At 64.4% G+C, this 17275-nt stretch carries 18 protein-coding genes; 8 read left to right on the plus strand and 10 right to left on the minus strand.

What is annotated here, in order from left to right; genetic code table 11:
• Positions 1-33: 33 nt before the first annotated feature.
• Entirely contained in the window at positions 34-330 is a 297-nt protein-coding gene (gene rpsU / locus GA0061099_RS12425) for a 30S ribosomal protein S21 (protein WP_008546194.1), read from the minus strand.
• A 259-nt stretch (positions 331-589) separates the two neighbouring features.
• On the opposite strand from rpsU, the gene aqpZ reads away from it, so the two are divergent.
• Positions 590-1312, plus strand: a complete 723-nt coding sequence (gene aqpZ, locus GA0061099_RS12430) for an aquaporin Z (protein WP_035998714.1) — start codon at positions 590-592, stop codon at positions 1310-1312.
• 42 nt (positions 1313-1354) lie between these two features.
• Here the strand turns inward: aqpZ and GA0061099_RS12435 are convergent, their stop codons facing one another.
• Together GA0061099_RS12435 and purE are read right to left on the minus strand one after the other, a co-directional pair.
• A complete protein-coding gene (locus GA0061099_RS12435) occupies positions 1355-2461 on the minus strand; it encodes a 5-(carboxyamino)imidazole ribonucleotide synthase (RefSeq protein ID WP_036021959.1) in 1107 nt (368 codons plus the stop codon).
• Positions 2458-2946 (minus strand): 5-(carboxyamino)imidazole ribonucleotide mutase, encoded by a 489-nt coding sequence (gene purE, locus GA0061099_RS12440; protein ID WP_036021962.1) that lies wholly within the window; start codon positions 2944-2946, stop codon positions 2458-2460. The genes GA0061099_RS12435 and purE overlap by 4 nt, the downstream gene beginning before the upstream one ends.
• 142 nt (positions 2947-3088) lie before the next feature.
• On the opposite strand from purE, the gene GA0061099_RS12445 reads away from it, so the two are divergent.
• The gene (locus GA0061099_RS12445) at positions 3089-3796 is read left to right on the plus strand and encodes a GGDEF domain-containing protein (RefSeq protein ID WP_050995844.1); all 708 of its coding nucleotides are present in this window, start codon (positions 3089-3091) and stop codon (positions 3794-3796) included.
• Between the two features lies 1 nt (position 3797).
• On the opposite strand, the gene GA0061099_RS12450 is transcribed toward GA0061099_RS12445, so the two are convergent.
• From GA0061099_RS12450 to GA0061099_RS12460, 3 genes are all read right to left on the minus strand, one after another.
• Entirely contained in the window at positions 3798-4049 is a 252-nt protein-coding gene (locus tag GA0061099_RS12450) for a hypothetical protein (RefSeq protein WP_036021965.1), read from the minus strand.
• Between the two features lie 22 nt (positions 4050-4071).
• Positions 4072-4290: a hypothetical protein gene (locus tag GA0061099_RS12455; RefSeq protein ID WP_035998725.1), complete on the minus strand. Its 219-nt coding sequence runs from the start codon at positions 4288-4290 to the stop codon at positions 4072-4074.
• 131 nt (positions 4291-4421) lie between these two features.
• Entirely contained in the window at positions 4422-4628 is a 207-nt protein-coding gene (locus tag GA0061099_RS12460; protein ID WP_008546179.1) for a YdcH family protein, read from the minus strand.
• A gap of 330 nt (positions 4629-4958) precedes the next feature.
• Between GA0061099_RS12460 and GA0061099_RS12465 the strand changes: the two genes are divergently transcribed.
• Positions 4959-5141 (plus strand): YdcH family protein, encoded by a 183-nt coding sequence (locus tag GA0061099_RS12465; protein WP_008546178.1) that lies wholly within the window; start codon positions 4959-4961, stop codon positions 5139-5141.
• A gap of 146 nt (positions 5142-5287) precedes the next feature.
• On the opposite strand, the gene GA0061099_RS12470 is transcribed toward GA0061099_RS12465, so the two are convergent.
• A complete protein-coding gene (locus tag GA0061099_RS12470; RefSeq protein WP_036021966.1) occupies positions 5288-6412 on the minus strand; it encodes an NAD(P)/FAD-dependent oxidoreductase in 1125 nt (374 codons plus the stop codon).
• A gap of 202 nt (positions 6413-6614) precedes the next feature.
• Here GA0061099_RS12470 and GA0061099_RS12475 point away from each other — a divergent pair, with 202 nt between their 5' ends.
• The 5 genes from GA0061099_RS12475 to GA0061099_RS12495 all read left to right on the plus strand — a co-directional run bounded on the left by GA0061099_RS12475 (position 6615) and on the right by GA0061099_RS12495 (position 13929).
• Positions 6615-9299 carry an EAL domain-containing protein gene (locus GA0061099_RS12475; protein WP_036021968.1) on the plus strand — a complete coding sequence of 895 codons (2685 nt, stop codon included), beginning with the start codon at positions 6615-6617 and terminating at the stop codon, positions 9297-9299.
• A gap of 138 nt (positions 9300-9437) precedes the next feature.
• Positions 9438-10910: a glycerol-3-phosphate dehydrogenase gene (locus tag GA0061099_RS12480; RefSeq protein ID WP_036021999.1), complete on the plus strand. Its 1473-nt coding sequence runs from the start codon at positions 9438-9440 to the stop codon at positions 10908-10910.
• 118 nt (positions 10911-11028) lie between these two features.
• Positions 11029-12201 (plus strand): ABC transporter ATP-binding protein, encoded by a 1173-nt coding sequence (locus GA0061099_RS12485; protein WP_036021970.1) that lies wholly within the window; start codon positions 11029-11031, stop codon positions 12199-12201.
• Positions 12198-13112: an ABC transporter permease gene (locus GA0061099_RS12490; protein ID WP_036021971.1), complete on the plus strand. Its 915-nt coding sequence runs from the start codon at positions 12198-12200 to the stop codon at positions 13110-13112. The genes GA0061099_RS12485 and GA0061099_RS12490 overlap by 4 nt, the downstream gene beginning before the upstream one ends.
• Positions 13113-13116: 4 nt before the next feature.
• On the plus strand, positions 13117-13929 hold the full coding sequence (locus GA0061099_RS12495) for an ABC transporter permease (RefSeq protein WP_036021974.1): 813 nt from the start codon (positions 13117-13119) through the stop codon (positions 13927-13929).
• Positions 13930-14067: 138 nt separating this feature from the next.
• Here the strand turns inward: GA0061099_RS12495 and GA0061099_RS12500 are convergent, their stop codons facing one another.
• From GA0061099_RS12500 to GA0061099_RS12510, 3 genes are all read right to left on the minus strand, one after another.
• Positions 14068-14919 (minus strand): carbohydrate ABC transporter permease, encoded by an 852-nt coding sequence (locus GA0061099_RS12500; RefSeq protein ID WP_035998760.1) that lies wholly within the window; start codon positions 14917-14919, stop codon positions 14068-14070.
• Positions 14916-15788, minus strand: coding sequence for a carbohydrate ABC transporter permease (locus tag GA0061099_RS12505; protein WP_035998764.1), 873 nt, complete (start codon positions 15786-15788; stop codon positions 14916-14918). The genes GA0061099_RS12500 and GA0061099_RS12505 overlap by 4 nt, the downstream gene beginning before the upstream one ends.
• A gap of 96 nt (positions 15789-15884) precedes the next feature.
• Positions 15885-17270, minus strand: a complete 1386-nt coding sequence (locus GA0061099_RS12510) for an ABC transporter substrate-binding protein (protein WP_036021978.1) — start codon at positions 17268-17270, stop codon at positions 15885-15887.
• Between the last annotated feature and the right edge of the window lie 5 nt (positions 17271-17275).

Below are 17275 nucleotides of genomic sequence, written 5' to 3' on the forward strand. Positions count from 1 at the left end.
CGTCATCGAAAACTAAAGTCTTGCTGAATCGGCTCAGCGCGGTCCGCGCGGACCTGCACCGGGGCCGCCACGACCGCCGCGATCACCGCCCGGGCCGGCGCCGAACACCGGCTTCGGCTTCATCGGCAGCAGGCCTTCGCGCTGCAGCTTCTTGCGGGCCAGCTTGCGCGCGCGGCGCACGGCCTCGGCCTTTTCGCGGGCCTTCTTCTCGGAGGGCTTCTCGTAATGACCGCGGAGCTTCATCTCGCGGAAAATTCCCTCGCGCTGCATCTTCTTCTTCAGCGCCTTGAGGGCTTGATCAACATTGTTATCGCGAACGAGAACCTGCACGCGGCATCCTCTTCAGGTGGATCGGATTTGAATTCTGGTAAGTCAAAGGGGATGGCGAAACGCGCAAGCCCTTAACCTTGAGCGCGCGGATGTATCAGACAAAACCGCAGATGTCCACCGGCCAAGCGGATTTTCGGGCCAAGTTCGGCCATTAAATGCGGCGAAAATACCTCCATGCGGCCCCGATTTGGGCGATTTGGCGCCGAGGACGGGGCCGCACCGGAGCTTTGTTCCGGAATCTTTGCAATGAGGGACTACAATGGACATCAAAAAATATGCTGCCGAAGCCATCGGCACCTTCTGGCTGACATTCGCGGGCTGCGGAAGCGCGGTGATCGCCGCCGGCTTCCCGCAGGTCGGGATCGGGCTGGTCGGCGTGTCCCTGGCTTTCGGATTGAGCGTCGTCACCATGGCCTACGCGATCGGCCACATCTCCGGGTGCCATCTGAATCCGGCCGTCACGGTCGGTCTCGCCGCCGGCGGCCGCTTTCCGGCCGGCCAGATCCTGCCTTATGTGATCGCCCAGGTGGCGGGCGCGATTGTCGCCGCATCGCTGCTCTATGTCATTGCGAGTGGGGCGCCCGGCTTCGACGTCAGCAAGGGCTTCGCCTCCAACGGCTATGGCGCGCATTCGCCCGGTCAGTACAGCATGATGGCCGGCTTCCTCACCGAGGTGGTGATGACCATGATGTTCCTGTTCATCATCATGGGGGCGACCCATGGGCGCGCGCCGGCGGGTTTCGCTCCGCTGGCGATCGGGCTCGCGCTGGTGATGATCCACCTCGTCAGCATTCCCGTCACCAACACCTCGGTGAACCCGGCGCGCAGCACCGGCCCGGCGTTGTTCGTCGGCGGCTGGGCGCTGTCGCAGCTGTGGCTGTTCTGGGTCGCGCCGCTGATCGGCGGCGCGCTCGGCGGGGTGATCTATCGCTGGCTCAGCGAGGAGCCCAGCGGCGTCGTTGCGGGCGTGAAGACGGCGTAGTCACAATCACCCGGCGGGATTGCAGCTCTTGCTGCGATCCCGTCACTTGTCCCGGGGCGGCCTGACTTCTGTCACGTGGCCCATCTTGCGGCCGGGGCGCGGCGCGCCCTTGCCGTAGATGTGCACGGTCGCGCCCGGCACGCTCAGCCACTTTTCGTAATCGTTGATCTCGTCGCCGATCAGGTTGGTCATGGTGACGACCTCGCCGTGGCGCACCGGCTTGCCGAGCGGCCAGCCGGCGATGGCGCGGATGTGCTGCTCGAACTGTGAGACGGAGGCGCCGTCGAGCGTCCAGTGCCCGGAATTGTGCACGCGCGGCGCGATCTCGTTGACCAGCACCTTCGGTCCGGTGCCGCCTGCCAGCACGAACATCTCGACCGCGAGCACGCCGACATAGTCGAGCGCGCTTGCGATTTTGCTCGCGATGCTGCGCGCCTCCTCGGCGAGCGCGTCAGGAATCGGCGCGGGCGCACGCGATATCTTCAGGATGTGGTCGCGGTGCTCGTTCTCGGTGACGTCGAAGCACTCGACCTCGCCCGTGGCCGCGCGCGCGGCGATCACGGAGATCTCGCGCTCGTAGGGCACGAAGGCCTCCAGGATCGCCGATTTGGTGGCGAGGCTGGTCCACACCTTCGCGATGTCGTCGCCCTCGCGGATGATGGCCTGGCCCTTGCCGTCATAGCCGAAGCGGCGGGTTTTCAGCACCGCTGGAAGGCCGATCCTGGCGATCGCCTCGCGCAGCGAGGAGACGGAGGTGACGTCGGCGTAGGCGGCAGTGCCGATCCCGAGCTTCGTCACGAAATCCTTCTCGGCGAGCCGGTCCTGGGTCGTCTCGAGGATCTTGCGGTTGGGCAGCACCGGGCGGCGCGCGTCCAATACCAGCGCGGCTGCCGCCGGCACGTTCTCGAATTCGTAGGTGATGACGTCGACATCATGCGCGAACAATTCGAGCGCCTCGACGTCGGCATATTCGGCGCAGGTCGCGTTCAGCACGACGTCGAAGGCCGGTGAATCCGGATCGGGCGAGAACACCTGGCAGCGCAGGCCGAGTCGCGCCGCGGCCATGGCAAGCATCCGGCCCAATTGTCCGCCGCCGAGGATTCCGATGGTGTCACCGGGCTTCAGCTTCACGTGCCTGGTGTCCGTCACGCCTTGTCCTCCGGCCGCTCGGCGACCGCCTCGGTCTGGGCCTTGCGCCAGGCGGCGAGGCGATCCGACAGGGCGGGGTCGGACAATGCCAGCACGGCGGCTGCCAGCAGCGCGGCATTGATCGCGCCGGCCTTGCCGATGGCGAGGGTGCCGACCGGAATGCCCGCGGGCATCTGGACGATCGAATAGAGCGAATCGACGCCCCTGAGCGTCTTGGATTCGACGGGAACACCAAACACCGGGAGTTCCGTCAGCGCCGCCGCCATGCCGGGCAGATGGGCCGCGCCACCGGCGCCGGCGATGATAATCTTGTAGCCTGCGGCCTTGGCACCCTTGGCGAATGCGAACAGCCGGTCGGGCGTGCGGTGGGCCGAGACGATGCGGCTGTCGGCAGCAATGCCGAGCGCGTCAAGCGTGTCGGCGGCGTGCCGCATCGTGTCCCAGTCCGACTGGCTTCCCATGATGATGGCGATCGGCGCGGTCATGACGTCAATTGTGCCCAGAAAAACAGAGAGATAGGCCAGATTAATGATTCCGGCCGGCGGCTCGCAAGGCGGTGGCAAGGAGAAGGGAATCCACTATCCTGTCTTGGTGAATCCCCGCAAGCCTTCATTGAGCACGATGCCCATGAAGAAACCGAAAAGGGCGAGCCCTGCGAAGGCCAGAAAGGGCCGGAACATGAGCGCCGCCCGATCCAAAGCCGTTTCGAGCCGCGCGGCCAAACCGGCCTTGCGCAGAGCGCCGGCTGCCGATGACGGCAAGGCGATCATCCGCGGCCTCAGGAGCAAGCTCAAGGCGGCCCTGCTGCGGATCTCGGAGCTCGAGGCGGCCGCCGATACCGATTTCCTGCTCGGGATTCCCAACCGGCGCGGTTTCGAGCGCGAGCTCGCGCGCGCCATCGCCTATATGAAGCGCTACCGCGCCAGCGGGGCGCTGATCGTGCTCGACGTCGATCGGCTGAAGCCGATCAACGATTCCTTCGGTCATGCCGCCGGCGATGAGGTGCTCAAGGCGATTGTCGCCACGCTGACGCGACAGATCCGCGCCTCCGACGTGGTCGGCCGGCTCGGGGGCGACGAGTTCGCGCTGCTGCTCTGGAATCTCAGCGAGACCGATGCGAAGGTCAAGGCTGCGGCCTTGGAGCAGGCGATCGACGAATTGTCATTCGTTTTTCGCGGCCAGCACGTGGCCGCGGGCGCCTCGGCCGGCGTCGCGCTGCTCGGTCCGCAATCCGCTGCAGGCCGCGCCCTGGAGGATGCGGATGCCGCCATGTATGTGCGCAAGGCGAGCCGCCGGCACGAGCCGCGGATCAGGCTGGTCGGCGGCGAGCGCTAGTCTAGAGGGTGGCAAGATCTTCCGGCACGTTGCCGAACTTGCGCAGCAGCGTCGCGTCGCCGAATTCGCCGGTCATGGGATCGCCGCTGCGGCTGAACGCGATCGCGCCGATATGGCCGGCGCCGCGCGCCAGCATCTCTGCGCGTCGCAGCGCCGCCGTCGAGGACTGACACTCCTCTGCAGCGCCTGCGACGGGTGATCCGTCGTCATCGATCAAGAAGGGCATTGCAACGTAATAGGTCACATCCGACATGGCGTTGCTCCAAGGTTGAAGATTATGCGGCGCTGCTCTTGCTCCGCATCTTGCTGCGCGAGATCTCCGGAATGCAGCCGGCTGAAATCGCCGCCTGCAATTCCTCCAGCTCGGCTTCCAGATATTCGTTGGCCATGATCAGCGCCTTGATGGTGCTGCGCAGATTGCCGTCGCACATCGCGATCGCCTGATCGCAGGCCTGTTCGTAATGGCTGTTGTCGAAAAGGGCGGTTGCCGACATCTGCGTTGTCCTCGTGTGTTGTCCTTGAGCGTTCTCTGAGGTGTTGGGGCGCCCGCGAATGTTCCTATTTTGTTCTTATTGAGTCAAGCGGATTCGGAAGCGGCGGGGCGCCGCGCAAGACCGGCTCACGGTCAGGCGATGATGTCGGGGGTGATCTGGTCTTCGATGAACGCGATGCGGTCGCGCAACAACAGCTTGCGCTTCTTCAGGCGCTGTAACCGCAACAGGTCGGGGGCGGGCGATTGATGCAATGCATCGATCGCCGCATCGAGATCTCGGTGTTCCTGCTGCAACCGGGTGAGCTCGGCTTCGAGCTCACGCTCATCTTCATTGGTCATGTCTGCGGTGGCCGAAAACCGATAGGCGTGAGATCCGGGCTGTGGATGCCCTGTGGAAATTATCGTCCTTGCGCCGCGTGATCGCAAGCGATCTGCGATCCCTCGTCCCCGATCTCCAGCAACATATTTCTGCAGGGAGCTGCGGCGGTGCGTCGGCGTATTGATATCATGGATTTTTCCGGCGTGGTTCCCTTAGTCACGCTTCGTTACATATGAACTTTCAAAAATGACGCTGCAACGACGGATACCCATCGACAGGACGAATCGGTGATGTAGACTTGGTTGTCCGGATCGAATCCTAAAGGTTCAACCCTACCGAGGAGGTTTCGAATGACAATTCAGGCACATCTCGTTGAATTGGAACGGAAGCACAAACTTCTCGAAAACGAATTGCACGAAGCTCTCGTGCACCTTTCAACAGACGACCTGCAAATTGTTGAGTTGAAGCGCCGGAAGTTGATGGTCAAGGACCAGATCGAGCGTCTGAAGCAATCTGGCGACACGCTCCACTAGTAACCCCCGTGACAGTGTAGAGTTGATCACGTCCTTCACGCAGGGATGAGAGCATCCGTGCTCATCCCTGCTGCAAGGTGTGTACCGTGCAACACGGTTGTGCGGCGCTCACTCTTGCTTGGACCCGTGGCTCTCGACGCGCACACTTATCCGCTTCTCGAAACACTGTCGATATCTGCGAGCTCGGCGACGTGATCGGCGATCGCGAGCGAGGACGTCAGTCCCGGCGATTCGATGCCGAACAGATTGATCAGGCCTGCAACGCCGTGATCGCGCGGGCCCTGCATCAAGAAATCCTGCGTGGCCACGGCCGGCGGCACGATCTTCGGGCGGATGCCCGAATAGCTCGGCATCAGCGCGCCGTCAGGCAGCGTCGGCCAGTATTTGCGGATCGCGGGATAGAAGCGCTCGGCGCGTGACGGATCGACCTCGTAGTCGATCGTCTCGATCCATTCGACGTCAGGCCCGAAGCGCGCCTGTCCTGCCATGTCCAGCGTCAGGTGCACGCCCAGGCCGCCGGGCTCGGGCACCGGATAGATCAGGCGCGAGAACGGCGCCCTGGCGTTGCAGCTGAAGTAGTTTCCCTTGGCGAGATAGGCCGGCGGAATCCGGTCCAGCGGCATGCCGTCGATGCTGCGCGCCACATGCGTTGCCGACAGCCCCGCGGCGTTGACGAGGAGGCTGCATTGCAGCGTCATCGGTGCCTCGCCGCCGGCATCGATCTCGATGAGGCCGGCCGCCGCCTTGGCACGGATCAGCGGGGTGTGAAACGCGAAAGCTGCGCCGGCGTCCTCGGCTTCGCCGCGCAGCGAGAGCATGTAGGAATGGCTGTCGATGATGCCCGTCGACGGTGACAGCAGCGCGGCGTCGCAGGCGAGCGCCGGCTCCAGCGCGCGTGCGGCCTCGCCCGAGAGCAGCTGCATGTCGAGCACGCCGTTGGCCTCGGCATGCGCCTTGATCGATTGCAGCTTCTCGGTCTCCTTCGGGCTGGTCGCGACGATCAGCTTGCCGCAATTTTTGTGCGGGATGCCGCGCTCGGCGCAGTAGCGGTACAGCGCGTGCTTGCCTGCCACGCACATGCGCGCCATCCAGCTCCCGGCCCGGTAGTAGATGCCGGCATGGATCACCTCGCTGTTGCGCGAGGAGGTGACGGTGCCGATCGCCTCGGCTTCCTCCAGTACGATCACCTCGCGCCCGGCCTGGGCGAGCTTCCGGGCCACCGCGAGCCCGACCACGCCGGCTCCGATGACGACGCAATCGACCCTATCCATGGTTGTGCAGGAGACCAGTTGGAAGCACCGGTGGCGCACGGTCCGGATGCGGCGGCGCAGGCGGGGCTTCCGTTAAGAAGTCGTTTATCATGTCAGGGCAATTGCCGCATTTTATGTCACATTATTCTGTTGTGCCCACAGGCGTTTACCCGATCCAAACCCGCGAGGCCAGACAATCCGACGTTGAAATCGCGGGTGGCTGATGGCTGAGAAGAACTGGCACGTGGGCAGCACGCTTTCGATTGCTGTGCACGCCCTCCTATGCCTGGCCGTTACGGGCGCGCCTGCGCGCGCCTTTGCGGCATCGGACAGCCTTGCCGTTCCGGGCGATCCCACCAGGCTTGATCCCGGCGTGATCTGGGAAGCCCTCATCGCGGGCATCGTGGTCTGCTCGTTCCTCGCCGCGATCGGGCTGTGGATCCATTCCTCGCTGCGCCGGTCCAGCCGTTTGCAGCTGCGTCGCAACGCCTTCATCTCCTCCGCCATGAACAACCTCAACCAGGGCGTGGTGATGACGGATGCGCAGCGCCGCGTCATCTTCTGCAATGACCGCTATCTAGAGATCTATGGCCTGACGCGATCCGACCTCCGGCCCAACATGACCGGTTGCGACATCCTGAGGCTGCGCCGCGAGCGCGGAGTGCTCGGCGTCACCGATGACGAATTTTACCAAAAGGCATCGAGCGCCAATGGCCTGACCACGGAACTGCCGGACGGACGGGCTATCCTGGTGAAGTATTTCGTGTTGCCGAACGGCGGCTCGGTGGCGACCCATCTCGACGTCACCGAGCAGCGCAACCTGTCGCGGCAGCTCGCCTCCACCAAGCAGTTCCTGGAATCGGTGCTCGATCATGTGCCGGCCTGCGTGGCGGCCAAGAACATCGAGGACGGCTGCTACATCTTCGCCAACAGCGCCTATGAGAAGTTCTGGGGATTGTCGCGGGACTTCGCCGTCGGCAGGAATGCACGGGAGCTGTTTGCGTCGGCCTCGGCGGCCAGCATCGAGGCCGCTGACCAGGCCGCGCTCAATTCGCCCGATGGCCAGCACCGCAATGAGTTCGAGGTGGATCGTGCCGGCGCGCGGCGCATGGTCGCCTCGATCCGGATCGTGGTCCGCAACGAGAGCAACAAGCCCGAATTTCTGCTCATCCTGTTCGAGGACATCACCGACCGCCGCTCGCTGTCGCAGGAGCTGGAGAGCACCAAGAAGTTCCTCGAGCTCGTGGTCGACAACATCCCGGTTGCGCTGATCGTGGAGCAGGTCAAGGACGGCCGCTATCTGCTCGCCAACCGCAGCGCGGAGACGATCCTCAACCGCAGGCGCGAGGAAGCCACCGGACTGACCGCGTCCGACATCTTCAACGCCAAGGAAGCCAAGCTGATCGTCGCGCGCGACGAGGCCGCGATCAAGAAGCGCGGGATGATCACCGAGGAGCATCCGATCTCCACCAAGGGCGGCCTGCGGCTGTTCCTGACCCGCCGCGCCACTGTGGTCAACGATGCCGGCGAGCCGCAATATCTGATCAAGACCCACGAGGATGTCACCGACCGCCGGCAGACCGAGTCGCGCATGGCGCACATGGCCTATCACGACGGCCTCACCGATCTGCCGAATCGCGCCGCCTTCCTGCAGGCTCTGACCCAGATGATCGAGGCTTGCGAGGGCACCGGCGAGGAGTTCGCCGTGCTCTGCGTCGACCTCGACGGCCTCAAGGAGGTCAACGACGTCTTCGGCCATGCGCTCGGCGACAAGCTCCTGATCGAGGTCGCCCATCGGCTCCAGGATTCCGCACGCGGCGGCGTGGTGGCGCGCCTGTCCGGGGACGAGTTCGGCCTGATCATCGACGGCAAGCAGCCCGAGGCCGGCCTCGCGCTGGCGCAGCAGATCGGCGAAGCCGTCGCGAAGGATTTTCAGATCGACGGCCGGCCGGTCCGCGCCGGCATCACCACGGGCATGTCGGTCTTTCCCCACAATGGCACCGATGGCGCCTCGCTGCTCGCCAATGCCGGCGCGGCGCTGTTCCGCGCCAAGCAGAAGTCGCGCGGCACGATCAGCCTCTACCAGCCCGAGATGGACCAGCAGATCCGCGACCGCCGCGTGCTGCACCAGGACCTCTCCATGGCGGTCAAGAACGGCGAGCTCTCGCTCGCCTTCCAGCCGCAGGGGGCCGCGGGCCACAGCGTCGCCGAGAGCGAGATCATCGGCTTCGAGGCGCTGGCGCGCTGGCAGCATCCGGTGCGCGGCCAGGTTTCGCCGGCCGAATTCATTCCCATCGCCGAGGAGAGCGGCCTCATCGTCGAGATGGGCGAGTGGATCCTGCGCGAGGCCTGCCGCGAGGCGGCGTCCTGGCCGAAGCCGCTGCAGGTCGCGGTCAATCTGTCGCCGGCGCAGTTCATGCACGGCGACGTGGTCGGCCTCGTCCATTCGATCCTGATCGAGACGGGCCTCGCACCCGGCCGGCTCGAGCTCGAGATCACCGAAGGTGTTCTGATCGAGGATTTCGATCGCGGCCTTGCGCTGCTGCGCCGCCTGAAGGCGCTCGGCGTGCGCATCTCCATGGACGATTTCGGCAGCGGCTATTCTTCGCTGAGCTATCTCCAGGCGTTCCCGTTCGACAAGATCAAGATCGACCGCGCCTTCATCATCAATCTCGGCCGCAACCCGCAATCGGCGGCGATCGTGCGCGCCGTCATCGACCTCGGCCACGGCCTCGAAATGTCGATCATCGCCGAGGGCGTCGAGACGCTCGACCAGCTCGCCTTCCTCGCCAAGGAAGGCTGTGACGGGGTGCAGGGCTATCTGCTCGGCAAGCCGTTGCCGATCGGCAAATATGCCGGGCTCGTCGGCCGCGCCGAAGCCATGGAGCTTGCGCTGAAGACCGGTTAGAGCGTTTTCGAGCGAAGTGGACAGCGGCTCGCGTCAAGAAAACGCGTCAGAATATGAATCTAGAGCCACCGTTCCGATTTCATCGGAACGGAAATCGCTCTAGTGGATGGGAGTGCTTCGCTCCCATTCGACGGCTTCATGGCGGATTACGACCTCGCGATCATCGGCGGCGGCCTGAACGGCGTCAGCCTCGCCCGCGATGCGGCGGGCCGCGGCCTGCGGGTGATCCTGTTCGAGCAGGGCGATCTCGGCGGCGCGGCGTCGTCGGCCACACCGCGGCTGATCCACGGCGATCTCTCGGTGCTGGAGCGCCGCGGCTTTTGGCGGGTGCGCCGGGCACTGGCCGAGCGCCGGACCTGGCTCGCCATCGCGCCGCATCTGGTGCGGCCGATGCGTTTTGTGATTCCTGCACATGTGGACGAGCGTCCGCCGTGGCTGCTGCGGGCCGGCCTGTTTCTTTATGACGTCCTCGCCGGCCGGAGCGGCCTGCCCGGATCGACGACCCTCGACATCACCCATCACCCGGTCGGCAACGCGCTGAAGCGCCCGTTCGGCACGGCGTTCGAATATTCGGACTGTATCGTCGACGATTCCCGCCTTGTCGTGCTCACGGCGCTGGACGCCGCCGAGCGTGGTGCGACGATCCGGACCGGGGCGCGCTGCGTGCGTGCCGACCGAACCGACATCTGGCGGCTCGCCGTGGTCGATCGCGGCCACCGCCGCTCCGTTACAGCAAGGGCGCTGGCCAATACCAGTGGCGGCTGGACCTCGATCGTCGCGGAGACCGTCCTGCGCCAGCCGCAGCCCGCCGCCACGGCCATGCAGATGAGCCAGATCATCGTGCCCAGGCTGTTCGATTCAGACAATGTCTACGTGTTCCAGAACAGCGACGGCCGACTGATCTTCGCAAGCCCGTTTGAGCGCGCGTTCACGCTGATCGGCACAGTCACGCACGATTTCACCGGCGACCCCACCATCGTGGCGGTGCGAGGGGCCGATGTCGGTTATCTCTGCGAAGCGGCGAGCCGCTACTTCCGCGAGCGCGTCGCCCCGACCGACGTGGTCCGGGCGGTCTGCGGCGTCAATCTGAGACCGGCGTCCGCGCGGCAACGCGAGGGCACAACCCTGTTCCACGCGCGCCGGCGCAAGGCACCGCTGATCACGATGTTCGGCGGCGACCTCACCACCGCGCGCCGGCGCGCCGAGCGGGCGGTGACGAGGCTGACGCCGTTCTATCCGATGTCGCCGCCCTGGACCGCCGGCGCAGCGCTGCCAGGTGGAGATTTCGCCTGGGATCGTTTCGACACCGAGGTCGACCTCGCACGCGAGCGCTGGCGCTTTCTGTCCGAGCCGGAAGCCCAGCGCCTGGTCGCGGCCTACGGCTCGCGATTGGCGGCCGTGCTCGGTGAAGCAAGGACGCGAAAAGAGCTTGGCCCAGCCTTCGGTCCCGAACTGACCGGCGCGGAGGTGCGATATCTCATGACCTGCGAGTGGGCGCGTTTTCCGGATGACGTTCTGTGGCGCCGTTCCAAGCTGGGCCTGACAATGCCTGCGACGGACCACGACGCGCTGGCGGCGTTCATGGCGGATCTGAGCCGGTCACTGGTGTAGCCCGGATTCCGCTTCGCTCCATCCGGGCTACGGCGGCGCGATGTAAGTTTTCCCCGAACCGGTTGAGCAAAAGCCAATCGGCCGCTAGCGTGCGGCGGAATCGGGGTTGGCAGGGACCATGGCGGAAGAGTTGCCCGGGATGAACGTTGCGGCTGAAACGGCTGGCGGAGACGCATGTCCGGCGACCGGCCAGCCGCTGCTGCTCATCGAGGGCGTCGCCAAGACCTTCGGTATGTTCCGCGCCGTCGACGGCGTGTCGCTCGATATCAAGGCCGGCGAGTTCTTCGCGCTGCTCGGCCCGAGCGGCTGCGGCAAGACCACGCTCTTGCGCATGCTCGCGGGCTTCGAGGCGCCGGACGAGGGGCGTATCCTGCTCGGCGGCAAGGATATCGCGCAGGCGCTGCCGCACGAGCGCCCGATCAACATGATGTTCCAGAACTATGCGCTGTTCCCGCATCTTTCGGTACGCGACAACATTGCCTTCGGCCTGAAGCGCGCCGGCATGCCGCGTGCCGACATCGCCACGCGCGTCGCGGAGATGGTGGCGCTGGTCAAGCTCGAGGGATTGGAGAAGCGCAAGCCGGACCAGCTGTCCGGCGGTCAGCGCCAGCGCGTGGCGCTCGCCCGCGCCTTGGCGCGCCGGCCGCAGCTCCTGCTGCTCGACGAGCCGCTCGCAGCGCTTGACAAGAAGCTACGCGAGAGCACGCAAGCCGAGCTGATGGAGCTGCAGCGGCGGCTCGGCATGACCTTCATCATCGTCACCCACGACCAGGAGGAGGCGATGACGATGGCTGATAGAATCGGCGTGATGAACGCCGGAAAGCTCGCCCAGGTCGCCAGCCCCCGCGAGCTCTACGAGGCGCCGCGTTCGCGCTGGGTCGCCGAGTTCGTCGGCGACATCAATCTGTTCGACGGCGAATCGAAATTGCGCGACGGTCGTCGTTTGGTCATTGGCACCCGCGATGCGGGCGCGCTGGTGGTGACCGAGCCGCGCGAGGCCGTCGGCGCCGGAAAACTGGCGGTCGCGATCCGCCCCGAGAAGATCAAGCTGTCGCGCCGGGCCCCGGTCAACGAGGCCGGTCGCGAGACGGCGATCAACACGCTCGAGGGCGTGATCGCCGACATCTGCTATCTCGGCGGTACCACCACCTACAAGGTGAAGCTCGACACCGGCGGGATGCTGCAGGCGTCGGTCGCTAACAGCGCGCGGCTGGACGTCGACGCCTACAGCCTGAACCAGCATGTCGTCGCCTGGTTCACGCCCGACGATTGCGTGGTGCTGCAATCATGAGCTCGCGCCGCATCTTCGCAAAGCCGGCGCGCTTCGCGGCCATCGCGCCCTATGTCTGGATGGTGCTGTTCTTCCTGGTGCCGTTCGGCTTCGTGCTCAAGATCAGCCTGTCGCAGACCGCGATCGCGCAGCCGCCTTACGAGCCGGTGTTCGACCTGACGGCGGGATGGGACGCGCTGAAGGCGGCGTTCGCTGCGCTCTCGGTCGACAATTTCAAGCTGCTCGCCTCCGACGACATCTACGTCTTCGCCTATTTGCGCAGCCTGACCGTCGCCGTCACCGCGACTGCGCTGTTGCTGCTGATCGGGTATCCCATCGCCTATGGCATGGCGCGGCTGCCGAAGCGCTGGCAGGCGGTGGCGATGGTGCTTGTGATCGTGCCGTTCTGGACCTCGTTCCTGATCCGCATCTATGCCTGGATCAACATTCTTCAGCACGACGGCCTGCTCAACCAGATCCTGCTCGCGCTGCATCTGGTCAGCCAGCCAGTGGTGTGGCTCGCCACCGACACCGCGATGTATATCGGCATCGTTTATTCCTACCTGCCATTCATGGTGCTGCCGCTCTACGCCACGCTCGCCAAGATGGAGCCGGCGCTGGAGGAGGCGGCCTCCGATCTCGGCGCGCCGCCCTGGCAGGTGTTCTGGCTCGTGACTTTTCCGCTGTCGCTGCCCGGCGTCGGCGCCGGCGTGCTGCTGTGCTTCATCCCGATCGTCGGCGAATTCGTCATCCCGGATCTCCTGGCCGGCTCCAACGCGCTGATGATCGGCCAGACCCTGTGGCTCGAATTCTTCACCAACAAGGACTGGCCGGTTGCCTCGGCTGCCGCGATCGTGCTGCTGGTCGTGCTGCTGGTGCCGCTCTTGCTGTACGAGCGGCTGCAGAAGCGGCAGCTGGAACAGGGAAGATAGCGCGATGCGCAAGGTCTCCCGCCTGTCCCGCTTCAACATCGCCTCGCTCGCGCTGGGGCTGGCGTTCCTCTATTTGCCGATCCTGATCCTCGTTCTCTATTCCTTCAACGCTTCGCGCCTGGTGACGGTGTGGGGCGGCTGGTCGCTGCGCTGGTATCATGAGTTGTTCAACGATCGCGCCATGATCGAGGCGGCCTGGATGAGCCTGCGGGTCGCTGTCGCCTCCGCGACGATCGCGACGCTGCTCGGCACGCTCGCAGCGGTGGCGCTGTCGCGCGGTGAACGCTTTCGTGGTCGCACCCTGTTCTCAGGCATGCTCTACGCACCGCTGGTGATGCCGGAGGTGATCACCGGATTGTCGCTGCTCTTGCTGTTCGTTGCGCTGAACGTTGAGCGCGGTTTCTGGACGGTGACGATCGCCCACACCACGCTCACCATGTGCTTCGTCACGGTGGTCGTGCAGTCGCGCCTCGGCTCGCTCGATCGCTCGCTGGAGGAGGCGGCGATGGATCTCGGCTGCAATCCCGTCGGTGCGTTCGTTGTCGTAACGCTGCCGCTGATCGCCCCTGCAATCGTCGCCGGCTGGATGCTGGCGTTCACGCTGTCGCTCGATGACCTCGTGATCGCGAGCTTCACCACCGGCCCAGGCTCGGCGACGCTGCCGATCCGCATCTACTCGGAGGTGCGGCTCGGCGTGAAGCCCGAGATCAACGCGATCTGTACGCTTGTGATCGCCCTGATCGCGGTCGTCATTGTCATCGCCTCGCTCGCCTCCAAGCTGTCGAGCTCGCAGGGCGAGAGCGCGGCGCCGCTGTGAGGCTCTGCTGTCATTGCGTGGAGTTCTTGCGACGAAGCAATCCAGTCTGTCTCTGCAGTAGTCTGGATTGCTTCGCGGAGCTTGTGATCGGGCCGCGCTCCGCGCGGACCCGGTGGCTCGCAATGACGAAAGAAGAGCTTACGACTTCACCGCACCCGCCGTGAGCCCGCCCACCATGTAGCGGCGGAAGGCGTAATAGACCGCGGCCGGCGGCAGCGCGTAGATGAAGCCCGTCGTCATCAGCAGCTCCCAAGGCGAGTCGTCGGCGGCGAGGAAGTTGCCGAGCGCGACGGGGAGGGTGATGTCGCGGTCGTTCGACAGCAGCAGGAACGCGTAGAGATACTCGTTCCAGGCCAGCAGCACCGCATAGGTGCCGATCGCGACCAGCGAGGGCATCATCAGCGGCAAATAGACCAGGCGGAAGATCTGCAGCGTGGTGGCGCCGTCCATCACCGCGGCTTCGTCCAGCTCCACCGGCAGCTTGTCCGAGGCCTGCTTCAGCACCCAGATCGCGTAAGGTGAGGCGATCGTCACCATGGCCAGGATCAGCGACCAGTGATTGTTGAGCAGGCCGTAATTGCCCATCGTGCGATACATCGGGACCGCGAGGAACGCCGCCGGAATGAAATAGGTGAAGAGCGCGAGGTTCAGCACGGCGCGGCCGCCCGGCACCTTCAATCGCGAAATCGCGAACGCCGCGGCGGTCGCGATGAACAGCGTGAGCACGCCCACGGAGACTGCGATCAGCGTCGAATTCCAGAACTGGGCGTAGAAGTCGCGCAGGAAGTAGTGCTGCTGCTTGAACACGATTTCGAAGTTGTGCAGCGTCGGATGGTCCGGCCACAGCTTGCCCGAGAACGCGTCCTCCTTCGGGGAGATCGCGAACAGGAACATGTGGTAGATCGGGATCATCGTCCACAGGAAGACGGGAATGCCGATCAGCAGCAGCCGCGCTTCCGTCGCGACGTCACGGAGGGAGGGAAGCTTCATCGCGACAACCGTTTCATCATGAAATAAACCAGTGGCAGGACGAACGGCATCGCGCAGACGATGGATGCCATCGCGAGCGAGAGCTGGTCGAGCCGAAGATAGCGGATGCCGAGCGTCGCCAGCACGTGCGTGAGGTCGGCAGGTCCGCCGCCGGTGAGCAGGTAGACGCTGTTGAAATCGCCCAGCGTCCAGATCATCGAGAGCAGCGTGCAGGTGACGTAGAGCGTCTGCATCGACGGCCAGGTGATGTAGCGGAATTTCTGCCACCAGCTGGCACCGTCGACCTCGGCGGCCTCGAACAGATCGTGCGAGATCGCAAGGCGCCCGGTGATCAGGATCAGCGTCCAGAACGGCAGCGACTTCCAGATGTGCACGGCGATCGCCATGCACAGCGCGACGGTCGGGTCGTTCAGCCAGTTCGGGCCGTCATCGCCGGTCAGGGAGAAGATGAAGTGGTTGACCATGCCCCATTCGGGATTGAGCATGAAGCGCACCGACAGGATGGTCGGGATCGACGGCACCGCCCAGGGCAGGATGAAGATCACCGACAGCCATCTGATCCAGGTGCGCTGCTGCGCGAAAAAGCCGGACAGGAACAGCGCAATCATCATCTTGATGTTGATGCCGACGACCAGGAAGATCAGCGTGTTGATTGCAGCGCGCGCGAAGATCGGGTCGTGATACAGCGCCACATAGTTCGCCGGATCGCGTGCCAGCCAGAGCCCGTAGCAGACGGGATAGACGACGAAGGCAAGGAAGACGAGCAGATAAGGTGTTAGCAGGAGGATGCCCCAGACCTGCGCCGGGGTCAGCCGGGACGACAGGGGCGGGCCGGGTATTGCCTGATCGCCAGAGAGCGTGATCGCCATTCTTTCGGACTCTTCAAAGAGAAGCCGGCCGCGAGACGCGGCCGGTGTTGTTGTTGTTGCACTCTCCCCCGCAACGCGGAGAGATGGGCGGACGACTCAGCCCGCGACCTGCTTGATGCGGGCGATGAGTTCGTCGACGGCCTTGTCGACCGGAACCTTCTCGCTGACGACGCGGTTCATCGCCTTCGCCCACACGTTCTCATTGTTCAAGATCGTGAACTTCCAGTTCCTGGTAAAGTCGAACTGAGAGGTGCCGCCCTTGAACTGGGTGTAGACGGCCTTGCGGTGCTTGTCGGCCTGCCAGAACGGGCTTTCCTGGCTTTCTTTCGTCACCGGGAACCAGCGGCCGAGCGCGCCCTCGATGTAGGGACGGATGTTCTCTTCCTGCAGCAGGAAGTTGAGGAACTGCTTGCCCTCGGCCTTGTTCTTGGCCGCGGTGAAGATCAGACCCGTCTTGACGTCGGAGCGATACTTGATGGTCGAGCCATCGGGAGCCTTGGGGAAGGACGCCGTGACGATGTCCTGCTCATAAGCCTTTTTGCCGGCCTCGCGCTGTTCCGGCGTGAGGTTCTGGTTCTGTGACTCCTCGTACCATTTTGCTGCGATCGAGATCGTGAAGTTGTGGGTCATCACGATCGTCTTGTTGTGGAAGGCGACATTGTTGTCCGGGTCCTTCCAGGTGGTCGCGGAGGGCGGGGCGCAGCCCTTGGTGTAGGTGTCGGTGTAGTCCTTCAGCGCCTTGATCAGGCCGTCGCGGACCTTGGGGTCGTCGACCAGCAGCTTGCCGTCGTCGTCGACCAGCTTGACGTGGTAGGCGTCCATGAAGGTGTAGAACGATTGGAACGAGTCGGTGGATTCCACGCCCATCGGCTGGCCTACGGCATAGATGCGCTGGCCCGTGGCCTTACGGATCGCCGGCTGCACCTTGTCGCACCAGAAGCTCCAGTAGCCGGTCCAGTCGTTCGGGATGTCACTCTGCTTGAAGCCGGCTTTCTCCAGCATGTCGTTCCAGATCTGGACGTGCATGCTCTGCTGCTTCAGCGGGAAGCCGTAATAGGCCTTCTTCTTGGCGACGTCGTTGTAGAGGATCGAGGCGTCCAGCGTGTTCTGCACGAACCGGCCCTTGATCGGGTCCATGACGTCGGTGAGGTCCTCGAGCTTGCCCTCATAGGCCCACTTGCCCTGTACCTGCACGTCGTAGCTGTCGGAATAGGCGACGTCGGGCACGGTGCCCGCATCGAGCGCTGCGACGGTCTTCGGAATCATGTCCTGGATCGCGTATTGCGACAATTCGACCTTGATGCCGGTCTTGGCTTCAAACTTCTTGATCGTCTCGGCGAGCGCTTCGTCCTCGGACTTGTAAAAGCCTTTGACCCACCAGACCGTGATCGTCTTCTGTTGTGCAAATGCGGGCGCAGTGGCGGCAAACAGCCCAACCGCAGCGACCGCCAATGAAACTGCGCCAATAACCTTGGATTTCACGTTTT

The sequence above is a fragment of the Bradyrhizobium yuanmingense genome, assembly GCF_900094575.1.
Classification (GTDB): Bacteria; Pseudomonadota; Alphaproteobacteria; order Rhizobiales; family Xanthobacteraceae; genus Bradyrhizobium; species Bradyrhizobium yuanmingense.

Excerpts from the sequence above, each read along its gene's own strand:
- GA0061099_RS12480 (WP_036021999.1), top strand. The coding sequence starts at position 9,438 with ATGGCGGATTACGACCTCGCGATCATCGGCGGCGGCCTGAACGGCGTC.
- GA0061099_RS12460 (WP_008546179.1), bottom strand. The coding sequence starts at position 4,628 with ATGACCAATGAAGATGAGCGTGAGCTCGAAGCCGAGCTCACCCGGTTG.
- GA0061099_RS12450 (WP_036021965.1), bottom strand. The coding sequence starts at position 4,049 with ATGTCGGATGTGACCTATTACGTTGCAATGCCCTTCTTGATCGATGAC.
- GA0061099_RS12495 (WP_036021974.1), top strand. The coding sequence starts at position 13,117 with ATGCGCAAGGTCTCCCGCCTGTCCCGCTTCAACATCGCCTCGCTCGCG.
- GA0061099_RS12455 (WP_035998725.1), bottom strand. The coding sequence starts at position 4,290 with ATGTCGGCAACCGCCCTTTTCGACAACAGCCATTACGAACAGGCCTGC.
- GA0061099_RS12470 (WP_036021966.1), bottom strand. The coding sequence starts at position 6,412 with ATGGATAGGGTCGATTGCGTCGTCATCGGAGCCGGCGTGGTCGGGCTC.
- GA0061099_RS12485 (WP_036021970.1), top strand. The coding sequence starts at position 11,029 with ATGGCGGAAGAGTTGCCCGGGATGAACGTTGCGGCTGAAACGGCTGGC.
- GA0061099_RS12445 (WP_050995844.1), top strand. The coding sequence starts at position 3,089 with ATGAAGAAACCGAAAAGGGCGAGCCCTGCGAAGGCCAGAAAGGGCCGG.
- GA0061099_RS12465 (WP_008546178.1), top strand. The coding sequence starts at position 4,959 with ATGACAATTCAGGCACATCTCGTTGAATTGGAACGGAAGCACAAACTT.
- GA0061099_RS12500 (WP_035998760.1), bottom strand. The coding sequence starts at position 14,919 with ATGAAGCTTCCCTCCCTCCGTGACGTCGCGACGGAAGCGCGGCTGCTG.
- GA0061099_RS12490 (WP_036021971.1), top strand. The coding sequence starts at position 12,198 with ATGAGCTCGCGCCGCATCTTCGCAAAGCCGGCGCGCTTCGCGGCCATC.
- purE (WP_036021962.1), bottom strand. The coding sequence starts at position 2,946 with ATGACCGCGCCGATCGCCATCATCATGGGAAGCCAGTCGGACTGGGAC.
- GA0061099_RS12475 (WP_036021968.1), top strand. The coding sequence starts at position 6,615 with ATGGCTGAGAAGAACTGGCACGTGGGCAGCACGCTTTCGATTGCTGTG.
- aqpZ (WP_035998714.1), top strand. The coding sequence starts at position 590 with ATGGACATCAAAAAATATGCTGCCGAAGCCATCGGCACCTTCTGGCTG.
- GA0061099_RS12505 (WP_035998764.1), bottom strand. The coding sequence starts at position 15,788 with ATGGCGATCACGCTCTCTGGCGATCAGGCAATACCCGGCCCGCCCCTG.